We start from the raw sequence: 26468 nt of genomic DNA on the forward strand, positions 1-26468 counted from the left end.
GTTTTCGCGGCTTCATCTCTTGTGGGGCGATCGCCCGCTGAGTAGTCTACGGCTGATTAATCAGGCTGTTACTATCGCTCGATTTTGCTGTACCGGTCGTCGTAGATGTAGATGGAGAAAGATGTCCACATACCTGCAAGGCAAGTTGCACCAGCGAATGCGTGCACGGCACGAGACGACGGAAGCCGGGTTCACGCTCATCGAACTTCTCGTGGTCATCGTGATCCTCGGCATCCTGGCCGCCGTCGTCGTCTTCTCCGTCCGCGGCATCAACGACAGGGGCCAGGGCTCGGCGTGCAAGACCGACAAGGCCACGATCCAGACCGCGGAAGAGGCGCTCTTCGCCCGCGACGGCCACTACGGGACCATGGACGATCTGACGGGGGGAGGGTTCCTGTCGTCCGCGTCCACCTGGTACACCGTGGCGCCTCAGGGAGCCACCTTCACCATCACGCTGCTTGCCTTCCCCTCGGGTCAGACGAACCCCTGCGCCACCCCCTGACGCGGCGGCGTTCGCCGTGCGGAGCGAGCGCTCACCGGATGTCTCGCCGGATGGCGTGGGCCCGACGGTCGGCCGTCGGCCGAGTGCGTCAGGCGGCGTCGCGCACGCCACCTGACGCCGCCGTCGGGCGGCGTGCGGCAACGCCCCGACTGCCGTGTCCCGCAACCACCTTGTGGCGGCCTGGGTCACTCGGGGCGCGTGCCGCGGGGCCCCGCGTTCCGGCGCGGATTACCCACGGGCCCCGGTGGCGATCGGCATGCGCGGTACGGCACCATTGCGCCCATGTCACCCACATTTGTCGTGTTTATCGGTCTGTTGGGACTCGCGGTGGGGTCGTTCCTCAACGTCGCGGTCTCCCGGGTCCCGGCCGGCCTCTCGGTCGTCCGGCCGCGCTCCGCCTGCCCCCGATGCGCCACGCCGATAGCGGCCCGGGACAACGTCCCCATCGTGTCCTGGCTCCTGTTGGGCCGCCGCTGTCGCGCCTGCCGGGTTCCCATCCCCGCGCGCTACCCGCTCATGGAAGCGCTCACCGCGATCCTGTTCGCCGCCGAGGCGCTGCGCTTCGGCCGGTCGGAAGTGCTACCGGCCCAACTCGTCTTCACCGCAGGGCTGTTGGCCCTGGGTGCCTGTGACGCCGAGCAGTTCCTGCTCCCTCGGCGTCTGGTCTACCCGACGCTCGGGCTCACCGCCGTCTGTCTGCTCGCGGCCGCCGCCGCCACCGGACAGTGGCACCGGCTCGGCGTGACCGCGGCATGCGGAGCGGGCGCGTTCGCGGCCTTCTTCGCCCTCAACCGGGTGCGGCCCGACTGGCTCGGATTCGGCGACGTGCGGCTGGCCGGCCTGCTCGGCACCGGCCTTGGCTGGCTCGGCCCCTGGTACCTCGTCTTCACCCTGCTGGCCGGCAGCATCGCCGGATTGCTGGTGGGCGTCGCGCTCATGGCGGCGGGCCGGGCGACCCGCCACACCCGCCTCCCCTTCGGCCTGTTCCTCGCCGCCGGAGCCATCGCCGCCATACTCTTCGGCGCTCCGGTCATCCACTGGTACGCGAGCGTCAGCGACCTGTACGCGACAGGTGCGCCGCTCACCAGGGCCCTCCACCAGCCCTGACCACCCCGGCCCGACGTCGTCCGCGACCAGGCCGTCGGCTACCGGCGCGGCCGCAACGCCGTTTACCTTAGTTACTATGGAGAAACTTGATCTGCCACTCGCCGAGTGGATCGTGCTCGCACTCATGGCCGAACGCCCGAGTCACGGCTTCGCCATCGCCGCCCTCACCGCGGAGGGCGCGGAAATCGGTGAGTTCTGGTATATCTCGCGCCCCATGGTCTACCGCTCGATCACACGGCTGGTCGAGCGCGGACTGATCACGCCGGTCGGCGCCGAAGAAGGCAACCGCGGACCGCAGCGCATGATCTACGCCGCCACCCGCTCGGCGAAGGCGGCGGCCAGCCGGTGGCTCAGCGAACCGGTGGTCCAGCTCTTCGACGTCCGCGCCGAGCTGACGAGCAAGCTTCTGCTGCTCCAGCGTCGCGGCAGCAGCCCGACGCGCCTGGTCGAGCGTCAGCGGGTCGTCATGGACGAGATCGAGGAGTCGCTGGGTGCCAAGGAGCACACCGGTGACTACCTCACCCGCGCGATCTACGCCTGGCGGCTGGAACACGTCCGTGCCGCGCGCAGGTTTCTCGACGCCGTCGACGTCGAGGCGGCACAGCCCGCGGTCAAGAGCGGCTGACGTCAGGTCTCCGTCGTCTCTCCTTCGGCATTCACGTCCTTGCCGCGCAGGTCTCCGCCCGGGTGTCGCGCCTCGCACCCGGTAGCCGCGGACCGGGCTGAACGACGTGTGGGCATGCGAGAGTCGGGCCCGGCGATCGCGTCATCACGATCGCCGGGCCCGCGACGCACGTCAGCGTCTCAGAGGCACCCGCCGAAGACGGCTCGTCGGCTACGGCACCTCGACGGTGGTCTCGCAGGAGCCGCCGGCCGCGACCGCGTCCGAGCCCGGAAGCGTCGGACCGCCGTTGCCGTCGCCGGCGCAGACGTCCGTGCCGTTGCCGCCGGCGAGGGTGTCGCTGTCCGCGCCGCCGACCACGGTGTCGTTGCCGGAGCCACCGGAGAGCGCGTCACTGCCGGACCCGCCCAGGATGATGTCGTTGCCGTCGCCGCCGCTGACGGCGTCGTTGCCGTCACCGCCGTCGATGTAGTCGTCGCCGCTGCCGCCCGACACGGCGTCGTTGCCGCCGAACGTGCAGATCGTGTCGTTGCCGCCGTTCCCGCTGACGCTGTCGTTCCCGTTGCCGGTCACGATCACGTCGGCGCCGCTCGTGCCGTTCACCACTCCGTTGCCGGTGATCGTGGCGGCGAGGCCGCGGCAGCCGGCCGAGACGCCGATGGTCACGGTCGCGACGTTCGAGTCGTCCGTGCCGTCACTCGCCTTGTACGTGAAGCTGTCGCTTCCGACGTAGGCGCCGGCCGGCTGGTAGGTGAACGAGCCGTCCGGGTCGAGCGTGAGGGTGCCGTGCGCCGGGCCGGTCACGACCGACGCCGTCAGCGTGTTGCCGTCGGCATCGGTGTCATTGCCGAGAACACCGGGAGCGGCGACGACGAGCGGGGTGTCCGCCCCGATGTGGCCGTACGACTCGTTGGTGGCCGCCGGCGGCCGGTTCGTCGTGTTGCGCAGGACCGACGCGTCCTTGACGTACACCGGCGAGCTGTTGCTGTTGGCCGTGGCGACATCGGGGCGTCCGTCGCCGTCGAGGTCGGCCACCGCCGTGGCCTGCGGGTTGCTGCCGCCGTTGAGCCCGAAGGCGAGCGGGCTGCCGAACGCACCGGCGCCGTCGCCTTCGAGCACCACGACCTCGCTCGAATTGGCGCTGGAGACCACCAGGTCGGCGTGGCCGTCGCCGTTCACGTCGGCCACCGAGGCCGAGCTGAGGTTGGTCCCCGCCGCCAGGACGCTCGCGCTGCCGAAGCCGCCCGCGCCGTCGCCGAGCAGGACGGCGGCGCGCCCCGGGGAGCCGAGCGCCACGACCACGGCGTCGAGCCTGCCGTCCTCGTTGACGTCGGCGAGCGTGAGCCTGGACGGCAGGGTCACGCCGGCCGGGACGCTCGACGCCGTGCCGAAGCCGCCATGTCCGTCGCCCAGGAGCACGGAGAGCGTGCCGGACGACGAGTTCGAGGTGATGAGATCCAGATGGCCGTCGCCGTCGAGATCGGCGGACGCGATGCCCTGAGGGCTCGTACCGCCGGCCAGCGCGAGCTGCGTCGCCGCGCCGAAGGTGCCGTCGCCGTTGCCGCTCATCAGCGAGACGTTGTTCGTGTTCGCGTCGGACGTCGCGAGATCCGGCTTGCCGTCCTCGTCGAAGTCGCCCACGGCCACGTCCGTGGGGAAGCGCGCGACACAGGGGTTGTCGCCCGTGGTGTCGCAGCCGGGCGTCGGGTTGAGGATCACCGTCGTGCCGGCGCCGAGAGCGCCGGAGCCGTCGCCGAGCCAGACCAGAGCGACGTTGCCGCGCGAGTCCTGGCTGACCACGTCCAAGCTGCCGTCGCCGTTGACGTCGCGGATCACCGCCGAGCCGAGGAAGACGCTCGACGCGGTGCGCGGCGCGGCGTACTTCGTCACGGCGCCGAAGCTGCCGCCGCCCGTGCCGAGGAACACGCCGAGGCCCTCGGCGCGGATCGCCGTCACGAGGTCCGGTATTCCGTCGTGGTTGAGATCGCCGATCGCGACGGCGGAGCTGCCGCGGCCGGTGTCGTCGAGGTTCACCGCGGTGGCGAAACCGGTCGTGTCGGCGCCGGACGCCGAGGCCGGGCTCGCGGCCAACACGACGGTCGCTACCGCGAAGACGAGCGCCGGAACACGGCGTGACCGACCGCGCAGTACCGCGACTGAGCGGCCGGTCGGCGTGAGGTGCCGACGTGGTGATCTGTTCATGGGAAAGGCCCCTCCTCAGGGCCTGATGCATAAGAGGTGGTGACGTACTGATGCAGTACGACCCCCCATGGCAGAGCGCTGTGCCGGTCGGCCACCGATATGCCCGGCATTCACGGCCGGATGGCGCGGTGTCGACCGAATTCACTAGTCAGCAATTGACGACTTGTGCGGCGCAGCGCCCTGCGCGTCGGCCGGTCTGCCGCGGTGGGGCGGAAGGCCGGGCATACGCGTACTCAACTCGTATCGAGTACGCATTCGTTGCCCGCGCGGGAAAAGCGCGGGAAAGTTCCTCTTATGGACAGAAGAGGAAAGGGAATCGGCGTGGCCACGGACTGCTCACTTGGGCGGGCACGGTCCGTGCCCTGGTCGACGGTCCGTGGCCCCGTGCTCCGGACCGCCTAGTAGCCGTAGGCGGCGAGCGTCGACTGGATGGTGGTGTCGTTGTCCCACTTGGTGTTGAACAGGTCGTCCCAGGCGGCTGCCGCGCCGGCGTTGCCTCCGGTCAGGGCGACACCGAACTGCTGGATGTCTCCGTAGCCGGAGTAGTCGCTCGGATCGACATCGGTCCACGTGTTGGGGTCGTTGCCCGTGGTTCCGTTCAGCGAACTCGACGTCCACGACACGTGCATGATGTTCGACTTGGCGACGAGACCCAGCTGGGTGTTCCCGCCGGCGTTCGCCGTCACCGCGCCTCGCACCTGGCTGATCCCGGACTCCAGGCGCACCTTGCACGCCGTGCCCGCGCTGTCGCACGCGCTTCCGGTGAACACGTTCTGGCCCGCTCCGCTGGTGACCCAGGAGAACCCGTTCTGTATCAACGCCTGCTTGGACGCGGCGCCGAACGGCGCGGAGGCCGGGTCGGCGACCGCGATGCGGTGCCCACTCGTCCCGAGCCAGGTCACCACGCCCGACATCGTCGTGGGCGCACCCCCGGAGACCGGTGACGCGTCACACCGGGGCGACTGCGCCTTGCCGTTGCCGCTGCCGTTGGCGTCCGCGCCGAGCGCCAGCGGCGGAGTCCCGCCGTTGGACGGGTCGTCGCCGTGGGTCGAGCCCGCCCAGCTGCCGCTGCAGCTGTAGATCGCCAGGTGCCCGATCGCCACGGCGTGCTTGCTCGCGATCGTGCCGTTGCACTCGACGCTCGCGCTCGCCGTGCACGTACCCGTGTCGGCGGTCGGGATGACCGCGTCCACATTGGTCTCGTCCGCCGACAGGAACGCGTCGATGTGCAGCGGCCCGTCGACGCAGTTGTTCGACGAGGACGGATTGCACGTCGTGTAGGGGCCGGCGCTCTTCAACTGCTGGCGCAGGCTTCCCGACGTGATCCCGCGCATCGTCGACGTATCGATCGCCGGCTTGTTCCAGAACCCGCCGACCTGCGAGGCGCCGTTCGCCGTGAACGCCGTGAACGACTCGAGCGACTCGATCGCGCCCTTCATGTCCTTCGTGGCGGGATACATGTTGTTGGCGATACCGACCTGCGAATTCGTCGCCGCAAACACGGTGGGTGCCGTGCCGGCGATCAGCGCCGTCGCGAGGGCGCCCACCGCGAACGCCTTCCGAACCCGGCGCATCGCCGAGCGGCCTGCGTTCGGGGCGTTCCGCGTGTGTCTGGACCTCAGTTGCATCTGCTACTCCTCATCGTTGGGGCGGCGGTCGCCGCACGGACACGCCGCCGGTAGATGCAGGCAGATGTCCGACAACTCCCGGGCATCTGCGTGGCCTATCGGCATGACGGTGTCTCACCCGCCTAGATGGTGCGCACCCCTCCGTCCAGTAGTCAATGATTGACAACCATGTGCGCTGTGGATGTAATGCAGCTATCCAGCCTGCGGCGGCCGGCGGCCGAGTGCCGTCGGCCCCTGAGGCACGCAAGGAAAGGGCCGGCGGCACGATGGGCAGAGGCGTCTTATGGCACTGTTGAGCAAACTGTCGCGCTCTCGCGCGATCAGGTGGGGTGTGCTGGTTGTCGCGATCGGTGCGGTGGCGCTGGTCGTCGTGGCGCTCACGCGTGGCGGGTCGGACGCGTCCGCCGCCCAGAAGGACCCCGCGTGGTGCACGCCGGGCACCCAGCGCACCGCGCTCTGCCCCCACAGCAAGGTGTTCGTCCCCAAGGACTACGCCGTCCACGGCGACGCCTTCGAGTGCATCAACTTCGCCAGCCAGGCGGATGCCCAGGCGGTGCTGCGGGCCAACCCCACCGATCCGAACCACCTCGACGACGGAGGCGGCGTCGCCTGCCGTGGGCTGCCGGAACCGCGCGACACCACCCCCGTCACCGGAGCCGCGCAGCACTTCGCATGCGGACCCGGCGAGACCCGCAGCGCGCTCTGTCCGCAGGCGAAGAGGGCCTTCGACCCCCGCTACTTCCTGCGCTACGGCAGTGACGCCTACGACTGCTCGGACTTCGCCGCCCAGGCGGAGGCGCAGGCCGTCCTGCGCTTCGCGCCGTCCGACCCGAACCACCTCGACGACGACGGGAACGGCGTCGCGTGCCCGAACCTGCCGGGCCCCAAGGACGTCAAGCCCGTGCAACGGGGAACGTCGTGACACGGCAAGCGCTCGCGCGTGCGCTCGGGCTGAACGTGACCCATCGATTGAAGGAAACCCCGACTGCCATGACCTGGGACCAGCGCCGGTTCACCTCGCGCGCCAGAGGCCAAGACGGCTTCACACTCATCGAGTTGCTCGTGGTCATCGTGATACTCGGCGTCCTTGCCGCCATCGTGGTGTTCTCCGTCAAGGGCATCGGCGACAAGGGCCACAAGAGCGCGGTCTCCGCGGACGCGGCCACCCTGCGCACGGCCGAGGAGGCCTACTGCGCGAAGCACGGGCGCTACGGAACGGCCGACGACCTGACGGGTGACGGCCTCCTCTCCAGCGAACCGGTCTACAACCTGGTGCAGGTCGGCGACGAGAACAAGTGCGGTCACGGCGCAGCGTCGTCGTTCACGCTGACGGACACGTCCACGCCGACGGAGAGCGGAGCCGACTCGATCCCGGTGGGTGCGAACCCCGCGGACCTCGCGGTCGACGAAAAGGCCGATCGCGTCTACGTCGTGTCCACCGGTGGCAACAACGTGACCGTGATCGACGGCAAGACCGACACCGCGACGGGTGCTCCGATCGACGTGTCCAGCGCTGTGTCGAGCCCGTCCCGCATCGCGGTCGACGCCGGCACGGGCCGGGTCTACGTCGGTGGGACGAACGGCGTCGCGATCATCGACACCGCCCATTCCAATCAACTGACCCACGTCAGCGGCTTCACGGCGGCCGTCACCAGCCTCGCCGTCTCTCCCGAGAACGGCGACGTCTACATCGGCGGTGGTCTGTCGAGCACCTCGACCGTCGCCTACATCCCGACCGGCAGCTCGTCGGCGACGTCGATCCCGCTGCCCGCCCCGGGTCTCCCGGGCGCGAGCAACAGCATGGACTTCTCCTTCGACTCCGTGCACCACGCGGTGTACTTCGCGAAGTTGGGCCTCGGCAGCGGCACGGCCCCCCTCTCCACCATCGGCCTGTTCGCCATCTCGTCCCAGACCCACGAGGCCAGGGTGGCGGTGCAGTTCCCGACGAAGCAGTCCTGCGGCACCAACGCCGGGGACGTCCTCCTCTCCAACTCCGTTCGTGGCACCGCCGCTGTCGATCCCGGCCGCAACCTGGTCTACCTCCTGGCCAAGAGGTGCGCCCCGGACCCGGCGAACCCCAAGGGCCAGTGGAAGGTCGTCGCGACGACGATGGTCATCAACCCGGTCGACGGCAGCACGACCGCGATCGACGACCCGGTGACACCCACGTCCTCCGGCCCCAACGCCGTGTTCTACAACCCCGCGGCAGGGGCGGCCTACGCCTACTTCGACGGTGGCGCGAACTGCGGCGGAGCCGGGGCCCGCGTCGACCGGATCGTCGGAACCGAGGTCACGGGGCAGGCCTTGGTCTGCGCGGTGTCACCTGCCGTCGGGAATCAGGCGCACAAGTTCGCCGTGCTGAGGAACTACAACAGGATCTTCGTCGCACAACAGAGGAGTGGAGGAGCTCCGGGCGGCATCGGGATGGCCAACGGCAGCACGCTGCTGGGGCAGGCGCCGCTCGGAACGCCCCGCCAGTTCGGCGCGTTGGCGGCGGACAACACCACGGGCAAGGTGTACGCCGTCGACCCGCTGGGCGGGACGGTCGCCGTGTTCCGGACGGGGTCGGCCTAGGGTCATGCCAGACACGAGGGGCATGCGCTCAACCGCGACGCGGTCAGGGCCCAGGCCGACGCGCGAGCGCCGAAGGGCATGCGGTGGCCGCCGGCCCACCGCGACTTCATGACCGACGAACTCCCGCGATCCGCTCGGCGTGCGGATGCCTCCACCGGCATCCGCACGCCGAGCAGACGCCGTTGTGGCGTCCATGGGGAGGACGAACCGGCCGAAGCGGTGACCGCCATGGCCGAACCCTGCTGGAAACCGACGGTAACTCCCGCTCCCGCGCGACGGATTGAAGGACGGCTATAGGGTGTAACACCTGACGCCCGTCAACTACCGCGCAGACATGGGGCGCTGACGATCGGGCCGACTCGCGGGAGCCGTCGAGGGCGGCGGCCCCGGGCCGGTTCGGGACAGCGTTCCACGCCACCGCGGTTCCGGCCGCGGCACGGTGAGAGGACTCGATGTACACCAACGAGAAGGCCCAGGCCTCCGAGAGCAAGAAGCCCCACCGGGTCGCGGCCGGGAACCCGGTCAGGGAGGACGGCGCGTCGCCCGGCCTGCTGGCCCTCCAGAACACCGCGGGCAACGCGGCCGTCCTGCAGCTGCTCCGCCAATCCGGCCACAGCTGGGCCCAGGACCGGCACCGGCACTCCGCCGGCTGCGGCGACCAGCGGCAGAGCGGGGCCTCGGCAGCCGAGACGGTGCAGCGGTCCGCCGTCCCCGAGGTGTTGCGGGCATCGGGCCGCCCCCTTGACGACCGTACCCGTACGGACATGGAGGCCCGGCTCGGCGCCGACTTCTCGGGTGTGCGCATCCACGACGACTCCCACGCCAAGGCGTCCGCGGCCGAGGTCGGCGCCCGCGCCTACACGAGCGGTGACCACGTCGTCATCGGCGACGGCGGGGCCGACAAGCACACGTTGGCCCATGAGTTGACGCACGTGATCCAGCAGCGCCAGGGGCCGGTGGCCGGCACCGACCGCGGGGACGGCGTGCGCGTTTCGGATCCGGGGGACAGGTTCGAGCGCGAGGCCGAGGCCAACGCGCACCGGGCCATGTCCGGGGAGGCGCCCGTGCAGCGCACCACCGCGGCCGCCGCAGGACCGGCCCACCAGGGCGCGCCCGTGGTGGCACGGATGCCCGCCGACGGAACCGGGAGCGAGACGGCGAAGCCCTGGCTGGTCTTCGGCGTCGACGGGCGCAGCAAGGAACAGCTGGTCTCGGCCGTGGAAGCCGGGTACCGGCGCTTCGACACGGCGGAGAGCTACCGCAACATCGACACGGTGTCCGAAGTGCTGCGGGGCCGGCCGCGGGAGGACTACGAGGTCCTCTACAAGTTCGACGTCCGGTCCGGTGAGGGAGCCGCCGCGCTGCGCGCTCGGCTGAAACACGTCGCCACGCTGTTCGGTGGCAGGCTCGACTCGCTGATCATCCACAACCTGGACGGGGAGCGGGGCGCGCTGACGCAGGCCTGGCAGGTCCTCAACGAGCTGAAGAGCGAGCACATCACGGGGCAGGTCGGCCTCGGCAACATCGGCGAGAACCACACGGACCTGCTGCGCGAACTCGGCGGTGTCGACGTCGTGGAGAACTCGGTGGAGAGTGTGCTGCTCAGCGAGAACGTCGAGAAGGCAATCAAGGAGTCGGGCGCGCACCTGTACTACTACGACGTCATCAGGACCGCCCAGCAGATGGACCTCGATCTGACCTCGCCCGACGATCTGAACGGTCTCATCTACACGATGGCGGGCACGTTCCCCCGGTCGGACGGCACGTCCAACGCCACCATGATCAGCAGCAGTGGCACGGCCCGTACCCAGACGTCCAACCTGGCCAACTTCGGTGGCGGGCCCGACCATGAGGACTTCACCGGGGACGAGCAGTACGGCGCCATGGGCAAGATCGACCAGTGGCGCAAGCAGCAGAGTTCCGGCCAGACCAACGACACCTCGTTCGCGTTGCGCGGCGAACTCAGCGAGTGGCTCGTCGGGCTCTGCGACGGAGGCACGGCCGACACCCTGCGCCAGTCCATCGTGGACGCGGCGAAGAACGAAGGCCTGCCGGTGACGCAGACGTTCATCGAGAAGTGGCTGGTGGACGGGGGCCATGTCACCGCCGATGACCTCGGCACCGTCCGGGTTCCGTCGCGTGTGGGTCTGAAGCGCCGCTACATCGGCATGCCTCTGCGGGACGCCCTGGGTGCGCTGTTCGGCGTCAAGAACTGCGACTGGAAGTGGTCCATCCAGCTGGTGCAGCTGCTGTTCAGCGACGCGGATACGTGGGACTGCGCCCTGCGGTTCGGGGCGGACGAGATCGTCCAGGAGTGACCGGCGGTCCGGCGGGACGGATGTGAGGGGGAGGGGCCCCGCGGGAGGGTGTGAGGGGCGGGGCCCGGCGGATCGTGGTCGGTGCGCGACGGCTCGCCGACGAGCACCGACGCCCCGAGACGCCGGCCTGCCGAGCGCCCCCGGTCGGGCGGGACTCGGCGGCTGGCGCCGCGCCGACGGGGTGGGCGTCCGTCAGGCGCTGGCCGCCGCCGTGCAGGACGAGTTGCCGCCGCAGTACGTGATGTCCCAGTGGCTGCCCTCGTTGGCGTAGACGTTGCCGGCCGAAGAGCGCCACCGGGTCGCGCCGTCGCTGCGGGTCGCGATGTGGGTGAAACTGTTCGTGACGTACGAGTCGATGCAGGAGTTCCGGGAGATGTCGGCCTTGTAGCCGTTGTAGTGGCTGTAGGTGCCCGACGCGTGGCCGACTTCGGTGCCGCCGGTGACGTTGATCGCACAGCCGCTGGCGCTCTTGAGTGTCCTGAGGCCGTCCACGGTCGCCTGGTTGATCTGGTCGTACGAGGTGCAGGTGCCGTTGGACCGGGTGGTGCAGCCGCCGCTGGAGGAGTGGGTGACCCCGGCGGCCGACAGCTGCGAGGCGGCCGCGGACTGGCTGAGCTTGGCGACGGCCGCGTCGGCGGTGCCGGACAGGGCGAGGACAGTGGCTGCGGCCAGGGCGCCCGAGCCGACGAGCAGTCGCTGACGATTCATCATGATGCCTTTTCCTCCAGTGAGTTGAGTGGCAATGCGGTGAAGCGCGCTGCATACACAAGAGCTGAGAGGGGCGGGTGTGGCAGGGATGCCGACGGCCGCCGAGACTACCCCGGAAGGTGCCCTTGTGTGAACGCCAGGTCGATACCGCCCCCGACGACAGCGCCCGGTCGGCCGCCCGCCGACTGCCCGGCCTGTGGGGGTTCGCGTCCGCTGTCCGCCAGCCGGTCTCCCTGCCACCGCCCGCCGCTGCCGGAGTCTGTGTGTGTCTTGTCGTCGTCCTGTGTCTTTCCTGGGTCCCCGGACCGTGCCTCCACCGGATGCACGAGCATTCCCGCGTGATGACTCTTCGAAGAAAATCCATTGCGGGCAGCGGGACGGGAACCGCGCGCCTCCTCGCCACGCTCACCGCGAGCCTCTTGCTGCTGCTCGGCTTACAGGCGGCTCCCGCGTCCGCCCAGGTCTTCTGCGACCAGGGCCACTCGGTCGACGGCGCGATCTGGACGGAGTACACCCAGACACCGGGCGTGCAGCAGTCTCTCGGTTGCCCGACCAGTGACGAACTCGGCCTTCCGGACGGGGTAGGCCGGCGCCAGGTCTTCGACAACGGATCGATCTACTGGAGTCCCGACACCGGCGCCCATGCCGTGTGGGGTCTGATCGGCCAGGAGTGGGCTCAACAGGGCTGGGAGGGCGGCTACATGGGCTACCCCCTCAGCGACGAACTCAATAACCCCGATGGGGTCGGCGTCCGCCAGCAGTTCCAACAGGCGACGGTCTACTGGAGCCCTGCCTCGGGAGCGCACGCGGTACACGGCCTGATCGGGAGCTACTGGGGAGAGAAGGGCTATGAGCGGGGTTTCTACGGCTACCCCACGAGCGACGAGTACAGCGCCGGACACGTCGGTGGCAACGTTGCCGACAACATCGGCGTACGCCAGGACTTCCAGGCGGGCCGGTACCTCCTGTACAGCCCCGGCCAGGCCGACGCCTTCGAGAGCTGCCAGAACGGATGCATGGGCTATGGCGGCACCACGAACACGCAGTGGGTCAAGAAGACCGAGGTCTACGTCAGCCTGCGTGACTCCAACCTCAGTTCCGTGCACGTCACTCCGACCGACGCGGCTTTCGCGACCGTGAACCCCGCGAAGGACAGCGCCAAGGACCACATGTCGGACACCTGGAAGCAGGTATGGTCCAACATCCAGCCCTTCCCGAACGCCAACCAGACCCGGACCCAATCGGTCTACGATCAGCTGCTCTGTCACGCGGACTTCTCCTACTCGGACCCGCGTACCGACGGTGATCACTTCGGCGGTCCGACGTGGGACCTGGAAGCGTGGCGGCCCGAGCTGACCGGCGACAACGACGCGAAGCTCAAGACGATGCTCTCGTCCCGATGCAACTGGTAGGGCCTGGCCGAGCGAGCCCGCGCTTCAGCACAGCTTTCCGGTGTACCAGGCGTTGCGGATCTTCGTGGCGGGGCCGAGGTAGGTGACGCCGGGGGAGACGCAGCGGTTCTTGTCCCAGCCGAGGACGACGTCGATGTGGATGTCGATGATGCTGCCGTCGTGGGTGCAGTGGTTGTAGTACGAGTTGCCGTAGCTGACGAAGTAGCCGCAGACGGCGGCGTTGGCGGGGGTGGCCGTGGCCACGGCGGCGCCGCCCAGCAGGGCGAGGGAGGCGAGCGTGGCGGCGATCGGGCGAGTGCGCATCTGAGGCTCCTTCATGGGCGGTCGACCCAGGTTAGGAGCTGGATAAATGCCCTGTACAGGGCGCATTGTGCGGTCTGCGCCCGTTCCGCCGTACGGCACAGGGGTAGGCGAACAGGCGTGCCTCTGGGGCGACTTGGCGCCACGGGCCCCCGGCCCTGCCGGGTTCAGGCGGACTCGGCTGCGCGGCGGGTCTGGGGGCGGGGGCGGATCAGGTGCGCGATGCCCGCGCACGCCCGGCTCACCCGGTCGATCTGCTCGTCGGTGAGGTCGCTGCCCGCAGCGCCGCCGCGGTCTGCCCCGCGTCGTAGCCGGGCGGGACCCCGTCGACCAGGACGAGGTCCCCGGGAATGTGGTCGGTCCGCAGCGGGGCGATCTCCTGGTAGGCGGCGGAGTCGTACCAGGCGCGGGCCGCCTCGATGTCCGGGAAGCCGATGATCACCAGTGCCCCGAGCCACTCGCCCTCGCGGACCTCCAGCGGCGCGTTGTGCACGAGGAATTGGCCGCCGAAGGGCGCGAGCGTGCCCGGAATCCGCTCCATGTAGACGAAGACGTCGTCGTCCAGGTGGGTCGGCGGGCGCAGGTTGGCGATGGCGTACGCGGTCATGGGGTCCTCCTCGGAGACGGTGCCCTGCTCCTGTGCGGGGCTCCCGTGCGAACGCTCCGATCATGCCCGCGGCGGCGGGGGCGGGTCGATTACTCCGGAGGTAAGCGCCCGTGCTGTGGAGCCGGGACGGCCGAGCGTCGTCGGCGCTGTCCCTGGCACGCGCATGACGGATGTCAGTGGCGGCGTCACTCGCTCGACGGGCCGGTCAGTCGGTCACCGTCGACTCGGGTTCCCGCCTGCTTGACCTGTCGGACGATGGGGCTGATCTCCATGCCCTCGACACCGGGCAGGGCGCCGACGCGGCCGGTGGTGAACTCGAACAGCTCGTCGAGATCGCGGCACTGTACGACGGCATGGAGGTTGTACGGTCCGGACACCGCGGCGGCGAACCCCACCTCGGGCATCAGCGCCATGGCCCGCCCGACAGCCTTGACCTTGCCCGGATGGACCCGCATCCACAGGTTGGCCCGTGCGCGGTATCCCAGGGCCATCGGTGCGATCTCCACGTCGATGTGGACCACGTGGTCGGAGAGCAGGGCGTGCAGCCGTCGTGACACCCGGCCCGGCGTGAGGTCGGCGGCGGCCGCGAGGTCGACGAGACTGGCGCGTCCGTCGGCGGCGAGGGCCGCGAGCAGTTTCTCGTCCTCGGCGTTGAGCTGCGCGGCCTGATTCCGCACAACGGGGCGTTCGGTGAAGGGATTTCCGCCGCTTCCCAGCGCGGACTCCTGCTCGGGGGTCAGGGTTCCGGCGAGCGCGGCCCAATAGTGGCCGCGTCCGCCCACGAACTGGCGGAGCAGCACCGATGCCTGGACGTCGAGCACGGCGGCGGTGCGGGGGAGGCGGCGGCCGAGCAGATCGTCGCGTTGCTCCTGTGACCGCGAGCGGACGGCGCAGGTGATCTCGGAGCCCGCGGCGTTCAGGGCGACCCAGCCGACGTCGTCGCGTTGCGCGAGTGCGTCGGCGATGGCCGTGGCACTGCCGGGCCGGCAGCGCAGTCGCACCATCCATCGGCTCTGGCCGAGCGCCCCCGGATCGACGACGCCGATCACCCGGATCGCCCCGGCACGTCGCATGCGGCGATAGCGGCGGGCGATGGTCGGCTCGGAGAGCCCGAGGACGCTCGCCACGGTGGCGAACCCGACCCGTGGGTCGATCTGAAGGGCGCGAAGGATTCGCACATCGTCCGACTCCAGCATGGTGGAATCGGCGATTTCAGGATGCGACATGGCGGCAATACTACGGAGCGCGCCGTTTCCGGCCCGTAGCGCGCCATGGGTAGCCGAGGCTTGCACAGTACGGCCGACGGACAGGGGATGTGAAGGCCGAGCCTCTTCGGCTGCGGATCCCGGTCTCTCGGCAGCGACGCACCAGCGAAGGGCTCCGGGCCATGTCTGCTTCCCCCTCGAACGAAACGCTCCCCACCATCCTGGTCGTCGCCGCCGGACGCGGGTTGGGCCACGCCATCGCCGAGCAGTTCCTCGGCAAGGGGTGGCATGTCATCGGCACGGTCCGACCCGGCAGCCCGAGGCTCAAGCTCCACGATCTCGCCGAGGCCTCCGGCGGCAGGGTGGAGATCGAAACGTTGGACATCAACGTGCCGGAGCAGATCGCCGCACTGCGCAGGCGCCTGGACGGCCGAGCGCTGGACATGCTGTTCGTCAACGCGGGAATCACCACTCGGGACGAACACATCCCCATCGGGGAGGTCACGACCGACGAGTTCAACGACGTCATGCTCACCAACGCGCTGAGCCCGATGCGCGTCATCGAATCCCTGCAGGACCTCGTCACTCCGACCGGCCTGATCGGTGCGATGTCGTCGGGTCAGGGCAGCATCGCAAACAACGAGACCGGACTACGTGAGGTCTACCGAGGCAGCAAGGCGGCCCTGAACCAGTTCATGCGCAGCTTCGCGGTCCGCCAGAGCGAACCAGCACGCACACTCCTGGTGATGGCACCCGGCTGGGTCCGCACGGAGCTGGGGGGATCGGACGCCCCTCTCGGAATCGAGGACAGCATTCCCCGGCTGGTGAGCGTCATGCTCGCGCAGCTCGGCACTCCCGGGGTGCGATTCCTCGACTACCAGGGCCGAATCGTTCCCTGGTAGCCGGCGGGGAACGCGGTGCGCCCCCCGGCCACAGCAGCGGACCGCCCACAGAAGTGACGGCCGCGCCCGGTCGTCCCGGGCGCGGCGGTGTGGTCCGCGACTTGCACGTGCCCTGGACAGCCGCCGAGCGCGCGTTACGGCAGGGGGTGGAGCGGGATGGCGATGTACGACGGGGCGTCCTGCGACGAGCTGAGCTCGATCGCGGACGGGGCGCGGTTGGCGTCCGCGTAGAACGGATCATGGGTGTCGATGATCAGTTGGAGCTGACGGCCCCTGTTCAGGACGTAGTGGGCCGGCTGGAGGGGGACGGTCACCGTAGTGGCCCGGCCCGGCTGCTCGTTGGTGACGGTGACCGGGGCGTTGGTGATGATCGCGGCCTTGCCGGTGGCCGGGTCGCAGTCCATCAGGTACGCCACGATCGTGGCCTCCCGTGCCTGCGGCGTCACGGTCACCCGCAGTTCGAGCTCGCCCTGGACGCGCATCGGCTGCTCCAGCGGCTCCGTGGTCCAGGTCGCGGCGAGACCGCGATCGACCTCGGCGGTCCGGTAGACGTGCGGGAAGCCCATGCGCTCGGCCAGGCCGGTCTCGATGAGCTTCGGGGCGACGACGACCTCGGTGTTCTGGACGGAGACCTTGACGGGGCGGGTCCAGTCCGGTTGCGGCGCTCCCTCGGTCAGCCGACCGTCGCGCTCACCGGCGGCTGCGTCGGCGAGGTGGAACCGCTTGGGGGGCAGGGCGTAGCTCTGCCAGTCGGGGTGATGGAGGTCGGACAGCAGGTTGTGCATGTACTCCGAGCGGACCCCGAACGAGGGCGTGGCCCCGTCGCTCGCCGTGCCGCCCAGGTGGTGGTCCATCCACCGGTAGGCCATCTCGGTCGGCTTGGAGACCAGGCCGGCCAGGCCGGGCAGCTCGCCGTTGCCGTGGTCGCCGATCTGGACCAGCAGCGACTTGGGCGCGGTGAGGTGGTTGAACATGTCGACGACGGCCGGCACGGAGAAGATGGTCTCGTGCCAGGCGGTGGTCATCAGGATCGGGACCTGGTTGTCGTTGTACGCCTGCAGACAGTTCTTGGGCGACCTGGCCTCGGCGAACGCCCTGACGTCGTCGTCGATGTCATTGCTGCGGATCTTCTGGATGATGTCCCGGAACTCCGCCGAGCACCGGTCTTCCTTGAACAGCTTCACGAGCGCCTCGAAGGCCGCCAGGTGCCGGGTGCCGTTCTCGTACAGCGAGGCGAACAGGTCGGACCAGGCGCTGGTGCCGGCCACGGCCCTGACCCGCGGGTCGTTCCCGGCGAGCAGCAGGCTCGTACCGGCGCCGTAGGAGGCGCCGAAGCAGCCGATCCGTTCCGGGTCGACGGCGTCGAGTTCGCACAGCGTCGTGACGATCTCGATGGCGTCTTCCACGTCCCGCGGTCCGGCGACGTGGATCTCGCCCCCTGACCTGGCCAGGCCGCGCTGACTGTAGGTCAGCACGACGTAGCCGCCCAGCGCCCAGCGGGGGAGCATCGGCAGGTAGGACAGGCGGCCGAGCGGGGACAGCGGGGCGGGCATCACGACCGCGGGACAGGTCTGTCCGGGCATGAGGTTGCGCGGGACGCTCAGTGACGCGTCGATCAGCGTCCCGTCCGCCATGGCGATCGAGAGCTCCTGGTACCCGGCGATCTCCGCGTACGTCTCGTAGGTGTCGGCCAGGCCCCACTGGTCGAGCCGGCCGATGCGGCGCGGCGACGGGTCGAGTAACGCCTGCTCGATCGCCTCCAGCTTGGCGCTCTCGTCGACACTGATCGCGAACGGGTTGGCCGAGGTGCTGTCGTCGGCAACGGGCATGGCTGAGCCGCCTTCCGTGGCAGGGGTGTGGCGTCGAAGTGACAACGCCAGGATGTCCCCGCGGCGGCCGACGTGGAGGTGAGACCGGCTTCGCTCCCTCGCTTGAGTGAAGCGGATGATCTAAACGTTGCGGTGGTCGGCGCCCGGCGGTTGGCGTGTGGCTGTGATGCACCACGGCTCAGAAGGGGGCGCGGTCGTCGGGATCCGACATGCTCGATGAGATCCCACATGCTCGATGGAGGGTCTCACCGATCGCGTCGCGCGGCGTCCGCCGACCCTCGCTCAGTCGATGCCTTCGACGATGCGGAAGTCGCGCTCGACGCCGTCGGAGAGGACGACCAGCGCCTCCTGGTAGGCCGCGCTCTCGCGTGCCGCGACGGCCTGCTCGAAGCTGTCGAACTCGATCAGGACGGTGCGCTCGGCTGTCCCTGCGTCGTATGCGGCGACCCGACCGCCACGGACGAAGGTCCGACCGCCCGCGGCCTTGACGGCCGGACCGGCCAGCTTGTTGTAGGCAGCCAGTTTCTCGGGGTCTGAAACGGTGCGGTAGACGCTGACCCAGTAGCCCTTGGGCATGGAGACCTCCAGTGGTGGGGTGAATGCGGCTGGCTTACGGGGTGGTGCTGGAGGAGCGTCGGCGGGCGAGAGCGAGGCTTGTCAGCGTCGTGATCGCCATGGCGCCCGTACCGACCGGCGCCGCGGTGGTGTAGGCGCCATCGTCGGGGAAGAGTCGGCCTCGGCCGGGCCGCTGGGAAGAGGGTGGAGAACCGTGTCGACGGATGACGGCACCCTGCGCGCGTGCGTGCGCGGGTACTTCAGGCGGCGTCGAGGAGGTGTGCGCCGTTGTTGCGGACGTTGTTGACGGCCGTGGAGACGGGCCGGGCGTCGAGCCGGCCGTCGGCGGGCTGGGTGAGGAGGGCGCGGAGGTCTTCGGTGTCGTGGTGGTGGGGGTCGAGCCAGGTGTCGTAGTGGTCCGGGGTGAGGGCGAGGGGCATGCGCGGGTGTACGCGGCCGGCCGCGTCGGTGGCCTCGGTGGTGATGATCGTGCAGGTCAGCAGCCAGGCAGCCGGGTCGTCGTCCCCCTTCACCTCGGGGTCGCGCCAGTACTCGTACAGGCCTGCCATGGCCATCACCTGACCGTCGGCCGGGTGGATGAAGTAGGGCTGCTTCCGGGTCTTGCCGGTCGTCTCGTCCTTGACCGGGTCCCATTCGTAGAAGCCGTCCGCCGGCAGCAGGCACCGGCGTTTGGCGAAGGCGCGCCGGTAGGCGGGCTTCTCGTGCACCGTCTCCACCCGGGCGTTGATCATCCGCGAGCCGGCCTTCGGGTCCTTCGCCCAGGACGGCACCAGGCCCCACCGCAGCGCCCGCAGCTCACGCCTCACCTCAGCGTCGCCGTCCCGGCCAGCGCGTTCGAGGATCGCGTAGACCGGGTCGGTGGGTGCCACGTTCCAACTGGGAGCGAGCGCGTCGGCGGTAGGCCGGTCGGTGACGTGGAAGAGCCCGGTCAGGTCTTCAGGGCTACGAGTCGAGGCGTAACGGCCGCACATGCACCCACTGTGCCACGAGACCGTGCGGTTGAGGGGGAGTGGTCGGCGCAGCTCGCACTGCTGGATGTCAGGCGACGGGCTTGCATGCGAGCAGCCCTGGGGCGGGCGGCCCCGTGGATGAGCGCGGTCACGGAGCGCCCGAGCACGGCTACGGGCACGCCGACCGGGCCATGACTCGACCGGGGCATGACTCGCAGGGAGTGGCCCCTGCGGCCCGGTGGCGCGCGCCGGACTGGCGCTGACATGCGTGTGGGCTCCCGCCATGACATGGCATGCCATGTCATGGCGGGAGCCCACAGGTCCAGCTTGGTTGCCGGTGCCTACCAGCGGTACCAGCGGCCGCTTCCTCCCTTGGGACGGGCGATGAAGCCGACGAGCCAGACGACGAGCACGATGATCGCGATCCACCACAGCGCCTTCAGAGCGAAACCCGCGCCGAAGAGGATCAGAGCCAGCAGAAGAACGAGAAGCAGGGGAACCATAGTTATCAACCTCCGAGCCATCGAATGCCCTCGGTGAGGCAGGCCACGCAGCTCCGAAGCGACTGTTTACAAAATTCTTAGCCGGGAACGCTTCCATCTTTTCCGACCTGCCGAGAGGGGGTGGACGGGTGTGGCTGGCCCTGCGGTGCGGCCCGCCGGACTCCCAACGGCGAACTCGCTGTCCGGCTCGTCCACCGGCAGTACCTCCGGCACCCTCCCTCTGCCAAAGGCCGCGTCGGCTGGGATGCGACACTGCCGTTCGCCGCCCAACGCCGGCCTGGCGAGGGGTGAGGCCCGCACAGCGCTCCGCCGCGACACGACGCGGCGAGCGCTGCTCGGGACCACGCGCTACGTCGTAGCCCGCTTCTCAACGATTGACATCAGGCGCGACGGGCGTCAGGCGCGACGGGCGTCAGGCGCGACGGGCGTCAGGCGCGACGGCGTCAGGCGCGAATGGTGAGCCATGCGCCGAGGCCGCTGCACCCGCGCGCGTCATACGTGGTGCTGCGGTAGCCCGCGGGGATGGGCGAGTAGGGGCAGGTCCAGATGCCGTTGCGCACCAGCTGGTGGTACCAACCGCCCACTCCGCTACAGCCGTTGCGGTCGTAGTTCGTGATGACGTAGCCGGCCACGATGGGCGAACCCGAGCAGGTCCATATCCCGTCACGGACGGGCTGCTGCAACCATGCGCCCGCGCCGTTGCACCCGCTGATGTTGAACATGGTGATGACGTACCCGGGCGGGACGGCCACCCCGGGGCACGTCCATCCGCCCACCGAGGCGCTCCGCGTTCCGTTGTCCACCGCCGCGGCCGTGCCGGCGCCCGCTCCGGTGAACACAGCGGCGATCAACGCGACCGCGCCCACCAGCGCGGCTGTCCTGCGGCGCACCACCGCTGCCAGGGAACCGCTCCGTCTGTAACTGACTTGGCCCTTCACTGCGCACCAGCCCTTCCCATTCGCTCAGTTGATACCGGCCCGGCGCCGTCCTTAGGCGGGGCCGGGCCAGTCGCCCCGTGATCCAGTCGAGGCGTCAGGGCGAACCTAGGCATCGGCCCGTCGGAACTCAAGGCCTTCGGGGCGCCGCCGCACCCGAGGGGGTGTGCCACCACTCGTAGACCGTGCGGGGGCCCGGCGATGGGCTCGCCGGGTGCGAGGGTGCTCCGCCGAGCACGTGGGTCGACACGCTGGCTACGGTCATCCGCGCCCAGGCGGCAAGCACGTGTGACACACAGGGGCTGCCCTAGGCGGGCGGGCACACTCGACGGGCCGTCGTGGACGAAACAGCCGTACAGAGATCAGAGTTGATGGTTCGAGCCCCGCTCCCGCAGGTCTGACTGTCGGGGCCCGCTGGTACGTGGAACGTGACTGGTCCCGCCAGGCCCGCAGCGGCACGATCCCATACCCCCGAGTCCGTCCGCCCCGTCGTGCCCGCGGGCGCCCACGGTTCCGACATGAGCATTTTTCGGAAACAGAATGGCCTGAAAATGTCAGGGCGCGGCATGGACGCCCCTGACTCCATGCCGCAGAATCTAGCTCGCGGTCGGTCCGTGAAGATCGCGAACTCCCTTTCCCCGGGACGCTCGCCTCACGGCAGGCGCCTTTACTGGCACATGTTTGCGCTCGGCTGTTGTCTGCTAATCAAGCACTGCACTTCGGCGGTTGACCACTGTGCTCAGTCTCCCTTCTCCAGATCGAGGTCTCATGCGCACTAAAATATTGGGCTGCCTGTTCGGCGTGGCCTCGATGACCGCTGTCGCCCTGATCGGCGCCCCCGGCGCTCAGGCCGCTCCGCCCACCGCCTCCCACTCGGCCCCCGCGGCGACCATCAGCGTGCCGGCCGGCAAGGACAGTACGACCGTGACGGTGGGCGGGAGCGCCGTGACCGTCACCAGATCAGCACCCTCTGCGGCCGTACTCACCTGCACCGTCAGCCCCGGCAAGCCGTACCACGGCACTGCCGGCGTGACATCCACGGTCTGGGCCTACTGCAACAGCAACGCGGCAACACTGACGTTCGGGACGGCTCTGTACCTTCACGGATCCAACGTCGGCCAGAACAACGAGACCAAGCACAACTGCACATTTTGCTATGTGACCGTTACGGCGCCCTATCAGGCCGGCCAATGGAAATCGGGCGCGATTCTCGGTTACTTCGACAGCAGTGGGAATGGGCAGTTCACTGCTGAGGCGTACAGCGCAACGGCGACTCTCTGAACAGCCGTTGTCGCAGCGGTGGCTGAGAGCCGGTGATCGACAGGACGGCACGATGTGACCCGACGTACGTCAAAGGCCCGGGTTTCACCGCGTCTCAGGCACCGCAGAACTCGGCGTCTACGAGCCGCTGTTCGTGGACGTTCCAGTCGCCGTTGAAGTTCAGCGACAGTACGTGCCTGCCGTCCACCGTCCCCATGGACTGGGAGATGGAGCCCTGGATGCCGCCGCTGTGCCCCCACACCTCGACGCCGCACGACAGCGTCAACCTCATCAGCCCCAGGCCGTAGGAGAAGGCCGGCATGTCCTCGATCTTCACGGTCGTCATCATCTCTTCCAGCTGAGGCTTCTTCAGGAGCCGGCCGGAGAACAGGGCCCGGTAGAACCGGTTGAGGTCACGGTTGGTGGAGATCATCTCTCCGGCGGCTCCCGCGAAGGAGGCGTTGAGTTCGGTGACGTCATACGTGGCGCTGTTCGGCTCTCCCGGCCCGGCGAGTTCTCCGGTCAGCTTCGAATAGGCACGGCCGCTGGGCCCGGGTATGCGGGCGCGGGCACCCGGCAGGCTGGTGGAGTCCAGGCGCAGGGGGTGCAGGATGCGCTGCTCGATCTCGTGGGCGTAGGAGCGTCCGGTGGTCTTCTGGATCACCATGGAGGCGATGATGTAGTTGGTGTCGGAGTAGTTCCAGCTGTCGCCGGGGGCGAAGGTGGGGCGATGGTTCATGGCGAGCCGGACGAGTTGGCGGGGCGTCCAGGTGTCGTAGCGGTGGTGGAGGAAGTCGGTGCCGAATTCCTTCTGTTTGAACTCCGCGTCGTCGGTGTAGCTGTAGATTCCGCCGGTGTGGTTGAGGATCTGCCGTAGCTTGATCTTGCTGCCGTCGTTGCCGTTGCCTGTCACCAGCCCCGGCAGCCAACGCTCGACGGTGTCGTCCAGGCTGAGCGTCCCCTCCGCCTCCAGCTGGAGCATCACCGTGGCCACGAACGTCTTGGTGATCGAGCCGACCCGGAAGCGGTCGTCGGCCCGCGGCTGTCGGCCGGTTGTCAGGTCCGCGGTTCCCGCCCGGCCCGTCCAGGTGGCGTCTCCCCGCTCGGCGAGCGCGATCCCGCCGGGCGCCCCGTCCTTCACCACCGACTCCAACGCCGCTTGGGCGGCCTCGTGCCCTCCCTCCGCCACTGGCGCGTCGCCGGTGCCCGCAGCCGACGCGGGAAGGGCCGGCCCGGCGGTCATCACGGCTGCCGCGAGCGCCCCCACGCTCACGCCCCTCAGCCGGCGCGTCCAGCGCCTGTGGCCAGTGCTCCCCGGCGAACGTGACCCGTCTGCTGCATGCGCGTGCTCGTACACGGAAGATCTCCTGCGATGGGTGGACGGCGGCTGACCTGGGCCCAGTATTTTCGATCAAGGCCCGGACCCGGGATACCGCTAACCACCCGGTTGCAGGTGGGGTTTGCCCCCCTCGCGCATCGCTGTAGGGACGACAGGGGACCCTCACGTCAACTCCGCCTTGACTCAAAGGAGTTGGCGAGTTCAGCCTGCCAGCTGTTGCAGCCAATCGCGCAGCAGAGCCGTTTCCGTGTCTCGCAGCGGCACCTCGGTGCCTACGGCCGGGCTCCCTGAGGTGAGCGCGTTTTCGAGCGCGGCGTCGAGGGCGAGTGCGCGCGAAGCCAGATCCGATTCGGACGGGGCGGGCGGGTCCGTGGTGACGGAGGCGATGACGGTGTCCCGCAGCCGCGCCGAAGTGGTGAGGTCCCGCTCCGAGGGCGCTTCGCCGATCAGTGCCAGCGTGGCACCCGTCGTTGCCGCATGGATGACGCGGGTCGCCTGTTCCACCGGAACCCGGAGCCGCCCGGTCTCGGCCGCGCGACGCAGCAGTCTCACCAGCAGGCCGTGTGCCTCGTCCGCGGCGGGAGGCCGCCGGCCGGGCTGCACGGTGCCGTACATGAGCATGTAGAACGCGGGGTGCTGCACTCCGAAGTCGACATGCAGGTCCCAACCGCGGTAGAGGTCGGCCACCGGGTCGTCGGGGGTCAGCGCCAGCGCCTCCCGCTTCTCGGTCAGGTACATCTCGAATCCGTAGGCGGCCAGCTCGGTCAGGAGCCCGTCCTTGTCGCCGAACATCCGGTACAGCGCGGGCGCCGTGACGCCTGCGGCCGCTGCGACCGCACGCGTGGAGACCGCCTCGCTGCCGCCTTCCTCCAACAGCTGGGCGGCCACCTCTAGCACCTGGCGGCGTGTAGCGCGCCGTTCCTCGTTCATGGAACAACGATATCGCAGTTTGCGTATCGCTGCCTTATCGCTGATACTCGAACAGCCGGAACGGTGATCCGGATGGGTGCTGATTGATACCAGCACCCGCCCCGGGCATGCGCCGCACCCTCTACGGGGCCGCCGGCCCCTGACTCGTGGAGCAGCGCGAGCCACGGTCGCGGCGGGCAGCCCGTCGTCCGCCGGCACCCCACCCCACCGCCGCCATCGCGGCAGGAAAGGAAACACCCATGTCCGAAATCTCGATAGTGATCGCGTCGCACTCCGGCTACGGCCACACCGCGCAGCTCGCCACGGCCGTCGAAGACGGCGCACGCTCCGTCGGCGGGACGCAGGTCCAGCGGGTGGACGTCGCTTCCCTCAGTGATGCCGACTGGGAACTGATGGACGCCGCGGACGCCATCATCTTCGGCACCCCCACCTACATGGGCACCGCCTCGGGGGCGTTCCACGCCTTCGCGGAGGCCACCAGCAAGCGGTGGAGCACCCGAGCCTGGAGCGACAAGCTCGCGGCGGGATTCACCAACTCCGGCTCCATGAGCGGCGACAAGCTGCACACACTGCAGTACCTCTCGCTCCTCGCGGCCCAGCACGGAATGCTCTGGGTGAGCCTGAACCTCCTGCCGGGTTGGAACACCACCACCTCAAGCCCCCAGGACGACAACCGCCTCGGCTTCTACCTCGGTGCCGGCGCGCAGAGCTTCAACGACACCGCCACCGTCCACGACGCGGACCTGAGCACTGCCTGCCACCTCGGTCGGCGTGTCGCCGAGCACACCCGGATCCACCGCGCCGGACTGGCTGCCGCAGCGCACTGACACACCGCGGTTCGCCACCACCCCGGCGGCCCCAACCAGCCCGAGCGAACAGCAACTCCGCACCAGGGAGCCATGGTTGGGTCCGCCGTCGCGCGACGGGTTCGGGCCGGAGAGCCCAGCAGAAGGCCTCAGAGCCTGCCCTGCACGTGAGCCCGTACGCGGATGGCACGAGCCCCGTCGACCACAAGACACCTCTACCCCCCTCGGAGGAGTGAGCCATGCAGAACCGGACGCTCGGAAGCCAGGGCCTTGAGACCTCGGCCATCGGCTACGGCGCGATGGGCCTGACGATGGCCTACGGACCCACCGACGAAGGGACCGGCACAGCCGCCCTACGCCGCGCCCACGACCTGGGCGTGACCTTCTTCGACACCGCCGAGATGTACGGCTGGGGCACCGGATCCAACGAGATCCTGGTCGGCAGGGCGGTCCGGGACTTCCGCGACGACGTGGTCCTGGCCACCAAGTTCGGCGTCGACATGTCGGTGCCCGCGGAGCAGATCGGCGGCGCTCTCAACAGCCGGCCCGACAACATCCGCAAGGTCGCCGAGAACAGCCTGCGCCATCTCGGCGTGGAACACATCGACGTCTTCTACCAGCACCGCGTCGACCCCGAGGTGCCCATCGAGGAGGTCGCGGGAACCGTCAAAGAACTGATCGACGCAGGCAAAGTGAAGTACTTCGGCCTCAGCGAGGCCGGACCCGAGACGATCCGCAAGGCGCACGCCGTGCAGCCGGTATCCGTCCTGCAGACCGAATACTCCCTGTTCGAACGCGACGTCGAGCAGCTCTTCCCGCTCCTTGACGAACTCGGCATCGGCTTCGTCGCATACTCCCCACTCGGCCGCGGGTTCATCACCGGCACCGCCAAGCCCGCCGACCAGTACGAAGGCAGCGACATACGCAAGGTCGATCCGCGATGGCAGCCGGGCAATTTCGAGAAGAACGTCGAGGCCGTCGACCGGCTCGCCACCCTCGCGGCGACCAAGGACGCCACCGTCTCCCAACTCGCCCTGGCCTGGCTCCTGACGCGGGGCGAGCACATCGTGCCCATTCCCGGCACCCGCAGCCCGAAGCGCATTGAGGAAAACGTAAGGGGCGCCGATCTCACCCTCACCGACGCCGACCTCAGGACCATCGACGGGATCTTGCCCCACGGTGGCTTCGGCGCCCGCTACGCCAAGGGAAACGTGCCGACCTGGACGTGAGATCGGGCCAGGAGAGCCACGACT

Annotated in this window: 24 protein-coding genes; 11 read left to right on the plus strand and 13 right to left on the minus strand. The window is 69.3% G+C overall.

Annotated features, from left to right (window positions below):
• Nucleotides 1–157 precede the first annotated feature (157 nt).
• The 3 genes from OOJ98_RS12845 to OOJ98_RS12855 all read left to right on the plus strand — a co-directional run bounded on the left by OOJ98_RS12845 (nucleotide 158) and on the right by OOJ98_RS12855 (nucleotide 2234).
• Nucleotides 158–502, plus strand: coding sequence for a type IV pilin protein (locus OOJ98_RS12845; protein ID WP_267054780.1), 345 nt, complete (start codon nucleotides 158–160; stop codon nucleotides 500–502).
• 300 nt (nucleotides 503–802) lie between these two features.
• Nucleotides 803–1609 carry an A24 family peptidase gene (locus tag OOJ98_RS12850; RefSeq protein WP_267054781.1) on the plus strand — a complete coding sequence of 269 codons (807 nt, stop codon included), beginning with the start codon at nucleotides 803–805 and terminating at the stop codon, nucleotides 1607–1609.
• 76 nt (nucleotides 1610–1685) lie between these two features.
• Entirely contained in the window at nucleotides 1686–2234 is a 549-nt protein-coding gene (locus OOJ98_RS12855; protein ID WP_267054782.1) for a PadR family transcriptional regulator, read from the plus strand.
• Nucleotides 2235–2444: 210 nt separating this feature from the next.
• Here the strand turns inward: OOJ98_RS12855 and OOJ98_RS12860 are convergent, their stop codons facing one another.
• Nucleotides 2445–4433, minus strand: coding sequence for an FG-GAP-like repeat-containing protein (locus OOJ98_RS12860; protein ID WP_267054783.1), 1989 nt, complete (start codon nucleotides 4431–4433; stop codon nucleotides 2445–2447).
• A gap of 398 nt (nucleotides 4434–4831) precedes the next feature.
• Nucleotides 4832–6007, minus strand: a complete 1176-nt coding sequence (locus tag OOJ98_RS12865; protein ID WP_267054784.1) for a hypothetical protein — start codon at nucleotides 6005–6007, stop codon at nucleotides 4832–4834.
• Nucleotides 6008–6392: 385 nt separating this feature from the next.
• Between OOJ98_RS12865 and OOJ98_RS12870 the strand changes: the two genes are divergently transcribed.
• From OOJ98_RS12870 to OOJ98_RS12880, 3 genes are all read left to right on the plus strand, one after another.
• Complete coding sequence (locus OOJ98_RS12870; protein ID WP_267054785.1) at nucleotides 6393–6983, plus strand: excalibur calcium-binding domain-containing protein; 591 nt, start codon at nucleotides 6393–6395, stop codon at nucleotides 6981–6983.
• Between the two features lie 68 nt (nucleotides 6984–7051).
• Nucleotides 7052–8635, plus strand: coding sequence for a prepilin-type N-terminal cleavage/methylation domain-containing protein (locus tag OOJ98_RS12875; protein ID WP_267054786.1), 1584 nt, complete (start codon nucleotides 7052–7054; stop codon nucleotides 8633–8635).
• 452 nt (nucleotides 8636–9087) lie between these two features.
• The gene (locus OOJ98_RS12880) at nucleotides 9088–10953 is read left to right on the plus strand and encodes an aldo/keto reductase (RefSeq protein ID WP_267054787.1); all 1866 of its coding nucleotides are present in this window, start codon (nucleotides 9088–9090) and stop codon (nucleotides 10951–10953) included.
• Between the two features lie 192 nt (nucleotides 10954–11145).
• Here OOJ98_RS12880 and OOJ98_RS12885 read toward each other — a convergent pair whose 3' ends face one another.
• The gene (locus tag OOJ98_RS12885; protein WP_267055624.1) at nucleotides 11146–11661 is read right to left on the minus strand and encodes a hypothetical protein; all 516 of its coding nucleotides are present in this window, start codon (nucleotides 11659–11661) and stop codon (nucleotides 11146–11148) included.
• 341 nt (nucleotides 11662–12002) lie between these two features.
• Here OOJ98_RS12885 and OOJ98_RS12890 point away from each other — a divergent pair, with 341 nt between their 5' ends.
• Complete coding sequence (locus OOJ98_RS12890; RefSeq protein ID WP_267054788.1) at nucleotides 12003–13073, plus strand: DUF2599 domain-containing protein; 1071 nt, start codon at nucleotides 12003–12005, stop codon at nucleotides 13071–13073.
• 24 nt (nucleotides 13074–13097) lie between these two features.
• Here the strand turns inward: OOJ98_RS12890 and OOJ98_RS12895 are convergent, their stop codons facing one another.
• The 3 genes from OOJ98_RS12895 to OOJ98_RS12905 form a co-directional block, all read right to left on the minus strand.
• The gene (locus OOJ98_RS12895) at nucleotides 13098–13376 is read right to left on the minus strand and encodes a DUF6355 family natural product biosynthesis protein (protein ID WP_267054789.1); all 279 of its coding nucleotides are present in this window, start codon (nucleotides 13374–13376) and stop codon (nucleotides 13098–13100) included.
• Nucleotides 13377–13614: 238 nt separating this feature from the next.
• Entirely contained in the window at nucleotides 13615–13980 is a 366-nt protein-coding gene (locus tag OOJ98_RS12900; protein WP_267054790.1) for a DUF1330 domain-containing protein, read from the minus strand.
• A gap of 185 nt (nucleotides 13981–14165) precedes the next feature.
• Nucleotides 14166–15206, minus strand: coding sequence for an Lrp/AsnC family transcriptional regulator (locus OOJ98_RS12905; protein ID WP_267054791.1), 1041 nt, complete (start codon nucleotides 15204–15206; stop codon nucleotides 14166–14168).
• Nucleotides 15207–15367: 161 nt separating this feature from the next.
• On the opposite strand from OOJ98_RS12905, the gene OOJ98_RS12910 reads away from it, so the two are divergent.
• Nucleotides 15368–16087, plus strand: a complete 720-nt coding sequence (locus OOJ98_RS12910) for an SDR family oxidoreductase (RefSeq protein ID WP_267054792.1) — start codon at nucleotides 15368–15370, stop codon at nucleotides 16085–16087.
• Between the two features lie 134 nt (nucleotides 16088–16221).
• On the opposite strand, the gene OOJ98_RS12915 is transcribed toward OOJ98_RS12910, so the two are convergent.
• From OOJ98_RS12915 to OOJ98_RS12935, 5 genes are all read right to left on the minus strand, one after another.
• Nucleotides 16222–17916 carry a CocE/NonD family hydrolase gene (locus OOJ98_RS12915; RefSeq protein ID WP_267054793.1) on the minus strand — a complete coding sequence of 565 codons (1695 nt, stop codon included), beginning with the start codon at nucleotides 17914–17916 and terminating at the stop codon, nucleotides 16222–16224.
• A gap of 282 nt (nucleotides 17917–18198) precedes the next feature.
• Nucleotides 18199–18492, minus strand: coding sequence for a DUF1330 domain-containing protein (locus OOJ98_RS12920; RefSeq protein ID WP_267054794.1), 294 nt, complete (start codon nucleotides 18490–18492; stop codon nucleotides 18199–18201).
• Between the two features lie 239 nt (nucleotides 18493–18731).
• Nucleotides 18732–19463 (minus strand): SOS response-associated peptidase, encoded by a 732-nt coding sequence (locus OOJ98_RS12925; RefSeq protein WP_267054795.1) that lies wholly within the window; start codon nucleotides 19461–19463, stop codon nucleotides 18732–18734.
• Nucleotides 19464–19783: 320 nt separating this feature from the next.
• Entirely contained in the window at nucleotides 19784–19945 is a 162-nt protein-coding gene (locus OOJ98_RS12930; RefSeq protein WP_267054796.1) for a hydrophobic protein, read from the minus strand.
• 443 nt (nucleotides 19946–20388) lie between these two features.
• A complete protein-coding gene (locus tag OOJ98_RS12935; RefSeq protein WP_267054797.1) occupies nucleotides 20389–20838 on the minus strand; it encodes a hypothetical protein in 450 nt (149 codons plus the stop codon).
• A 768-nt stretch (nucleotides 20839–21606) separates the two neighbouring features.
• Between OOJ98_RS12935 and OOJ98_RS12940 the strand changes: the two genes are divergently transcribed.
• Nucleotides 21607–22161 carry a hypothetical protein gene (locus OOJ98_RS12940; protein WP_267054798.1) on the plus strand — a complete coding sequence of 185 codons (555 nt, stop codon included), beginning with the start codon at nucleotides 21607–21609 and terminating at the stop codon, nucleotides 22159–22161.
• Between the two features lie 94 nt (nucleotides 22162–22255).
• On the opposite strand, the gene OOJ98_RS12945 is transcribed toward OOJ98_RS12940, so the two are convergent.
• On the minus strand, nucleotides 22256–23413 hold the full coding sequence (locus OOJ98_RS12945) for a serine hydrolase (RefSeq protein ID WP_267054799.1): 1158 nt from the start codon (nucleotides 23411–23413) through the stop codon (nucleotides 22256–22258).
• A 267-nt stretch (nucleotides 23414–23680) separates the two neighbouring features.
• Nucleotides 23681–24409 carry a TetR/AcrR family transcriptional regulator gene (locus OOJ98_RS12950; protein ID WP_267054800.1) on the minus strand — a complete coding sequence of 243 codons (729 nt, stop codon included), beginning with the start codon at nucleotides 24407–24409 and terminating at the stop codon, nucleotides 23681–23683.
• 239 nt (nucleotides 24410–24648) lie between these two features.
• Between OOJ98_RS12950 and OOJ98_RS12955 the strand changes: the two genes are divergently transcribed.
• On the plus strand, nucleotides 24649–25236 hold the full coding sequence (locus OOJ98_RS12955) for a flavodoxin family protein (protein WP_267054801.1): 588 nt from the start codon (nucleotides 24649–24651) through the stop codon (nucleotides 25234–25236).
• A 218-nt stretch (nucleotides 25237–25454) separates the two neighbouring features.
• Nucleotides 25455–26444: an aldo/keto reductase gene (locus tag OOJ98_RS12960; protein ID WP_267054802.1), complete on the plus strand. Its 990-nt coding sequence runs from the start codon at nucleotides 25455–25457 to the stop codon at nucleotides 26442–26444.
• Nucleotides 26445–26468 lie beyond the last annotated feature (24 nt).

Origin of the sequence: Streptomyces sp. NBC_00083 (assembly GCF_026343295.1) — a bacterium.
Classification (GTDB): Bacteria; Actinomycetota; Actinomycetes; order Streptomycetales; family Streptomycetaceae; genus Streptomyces.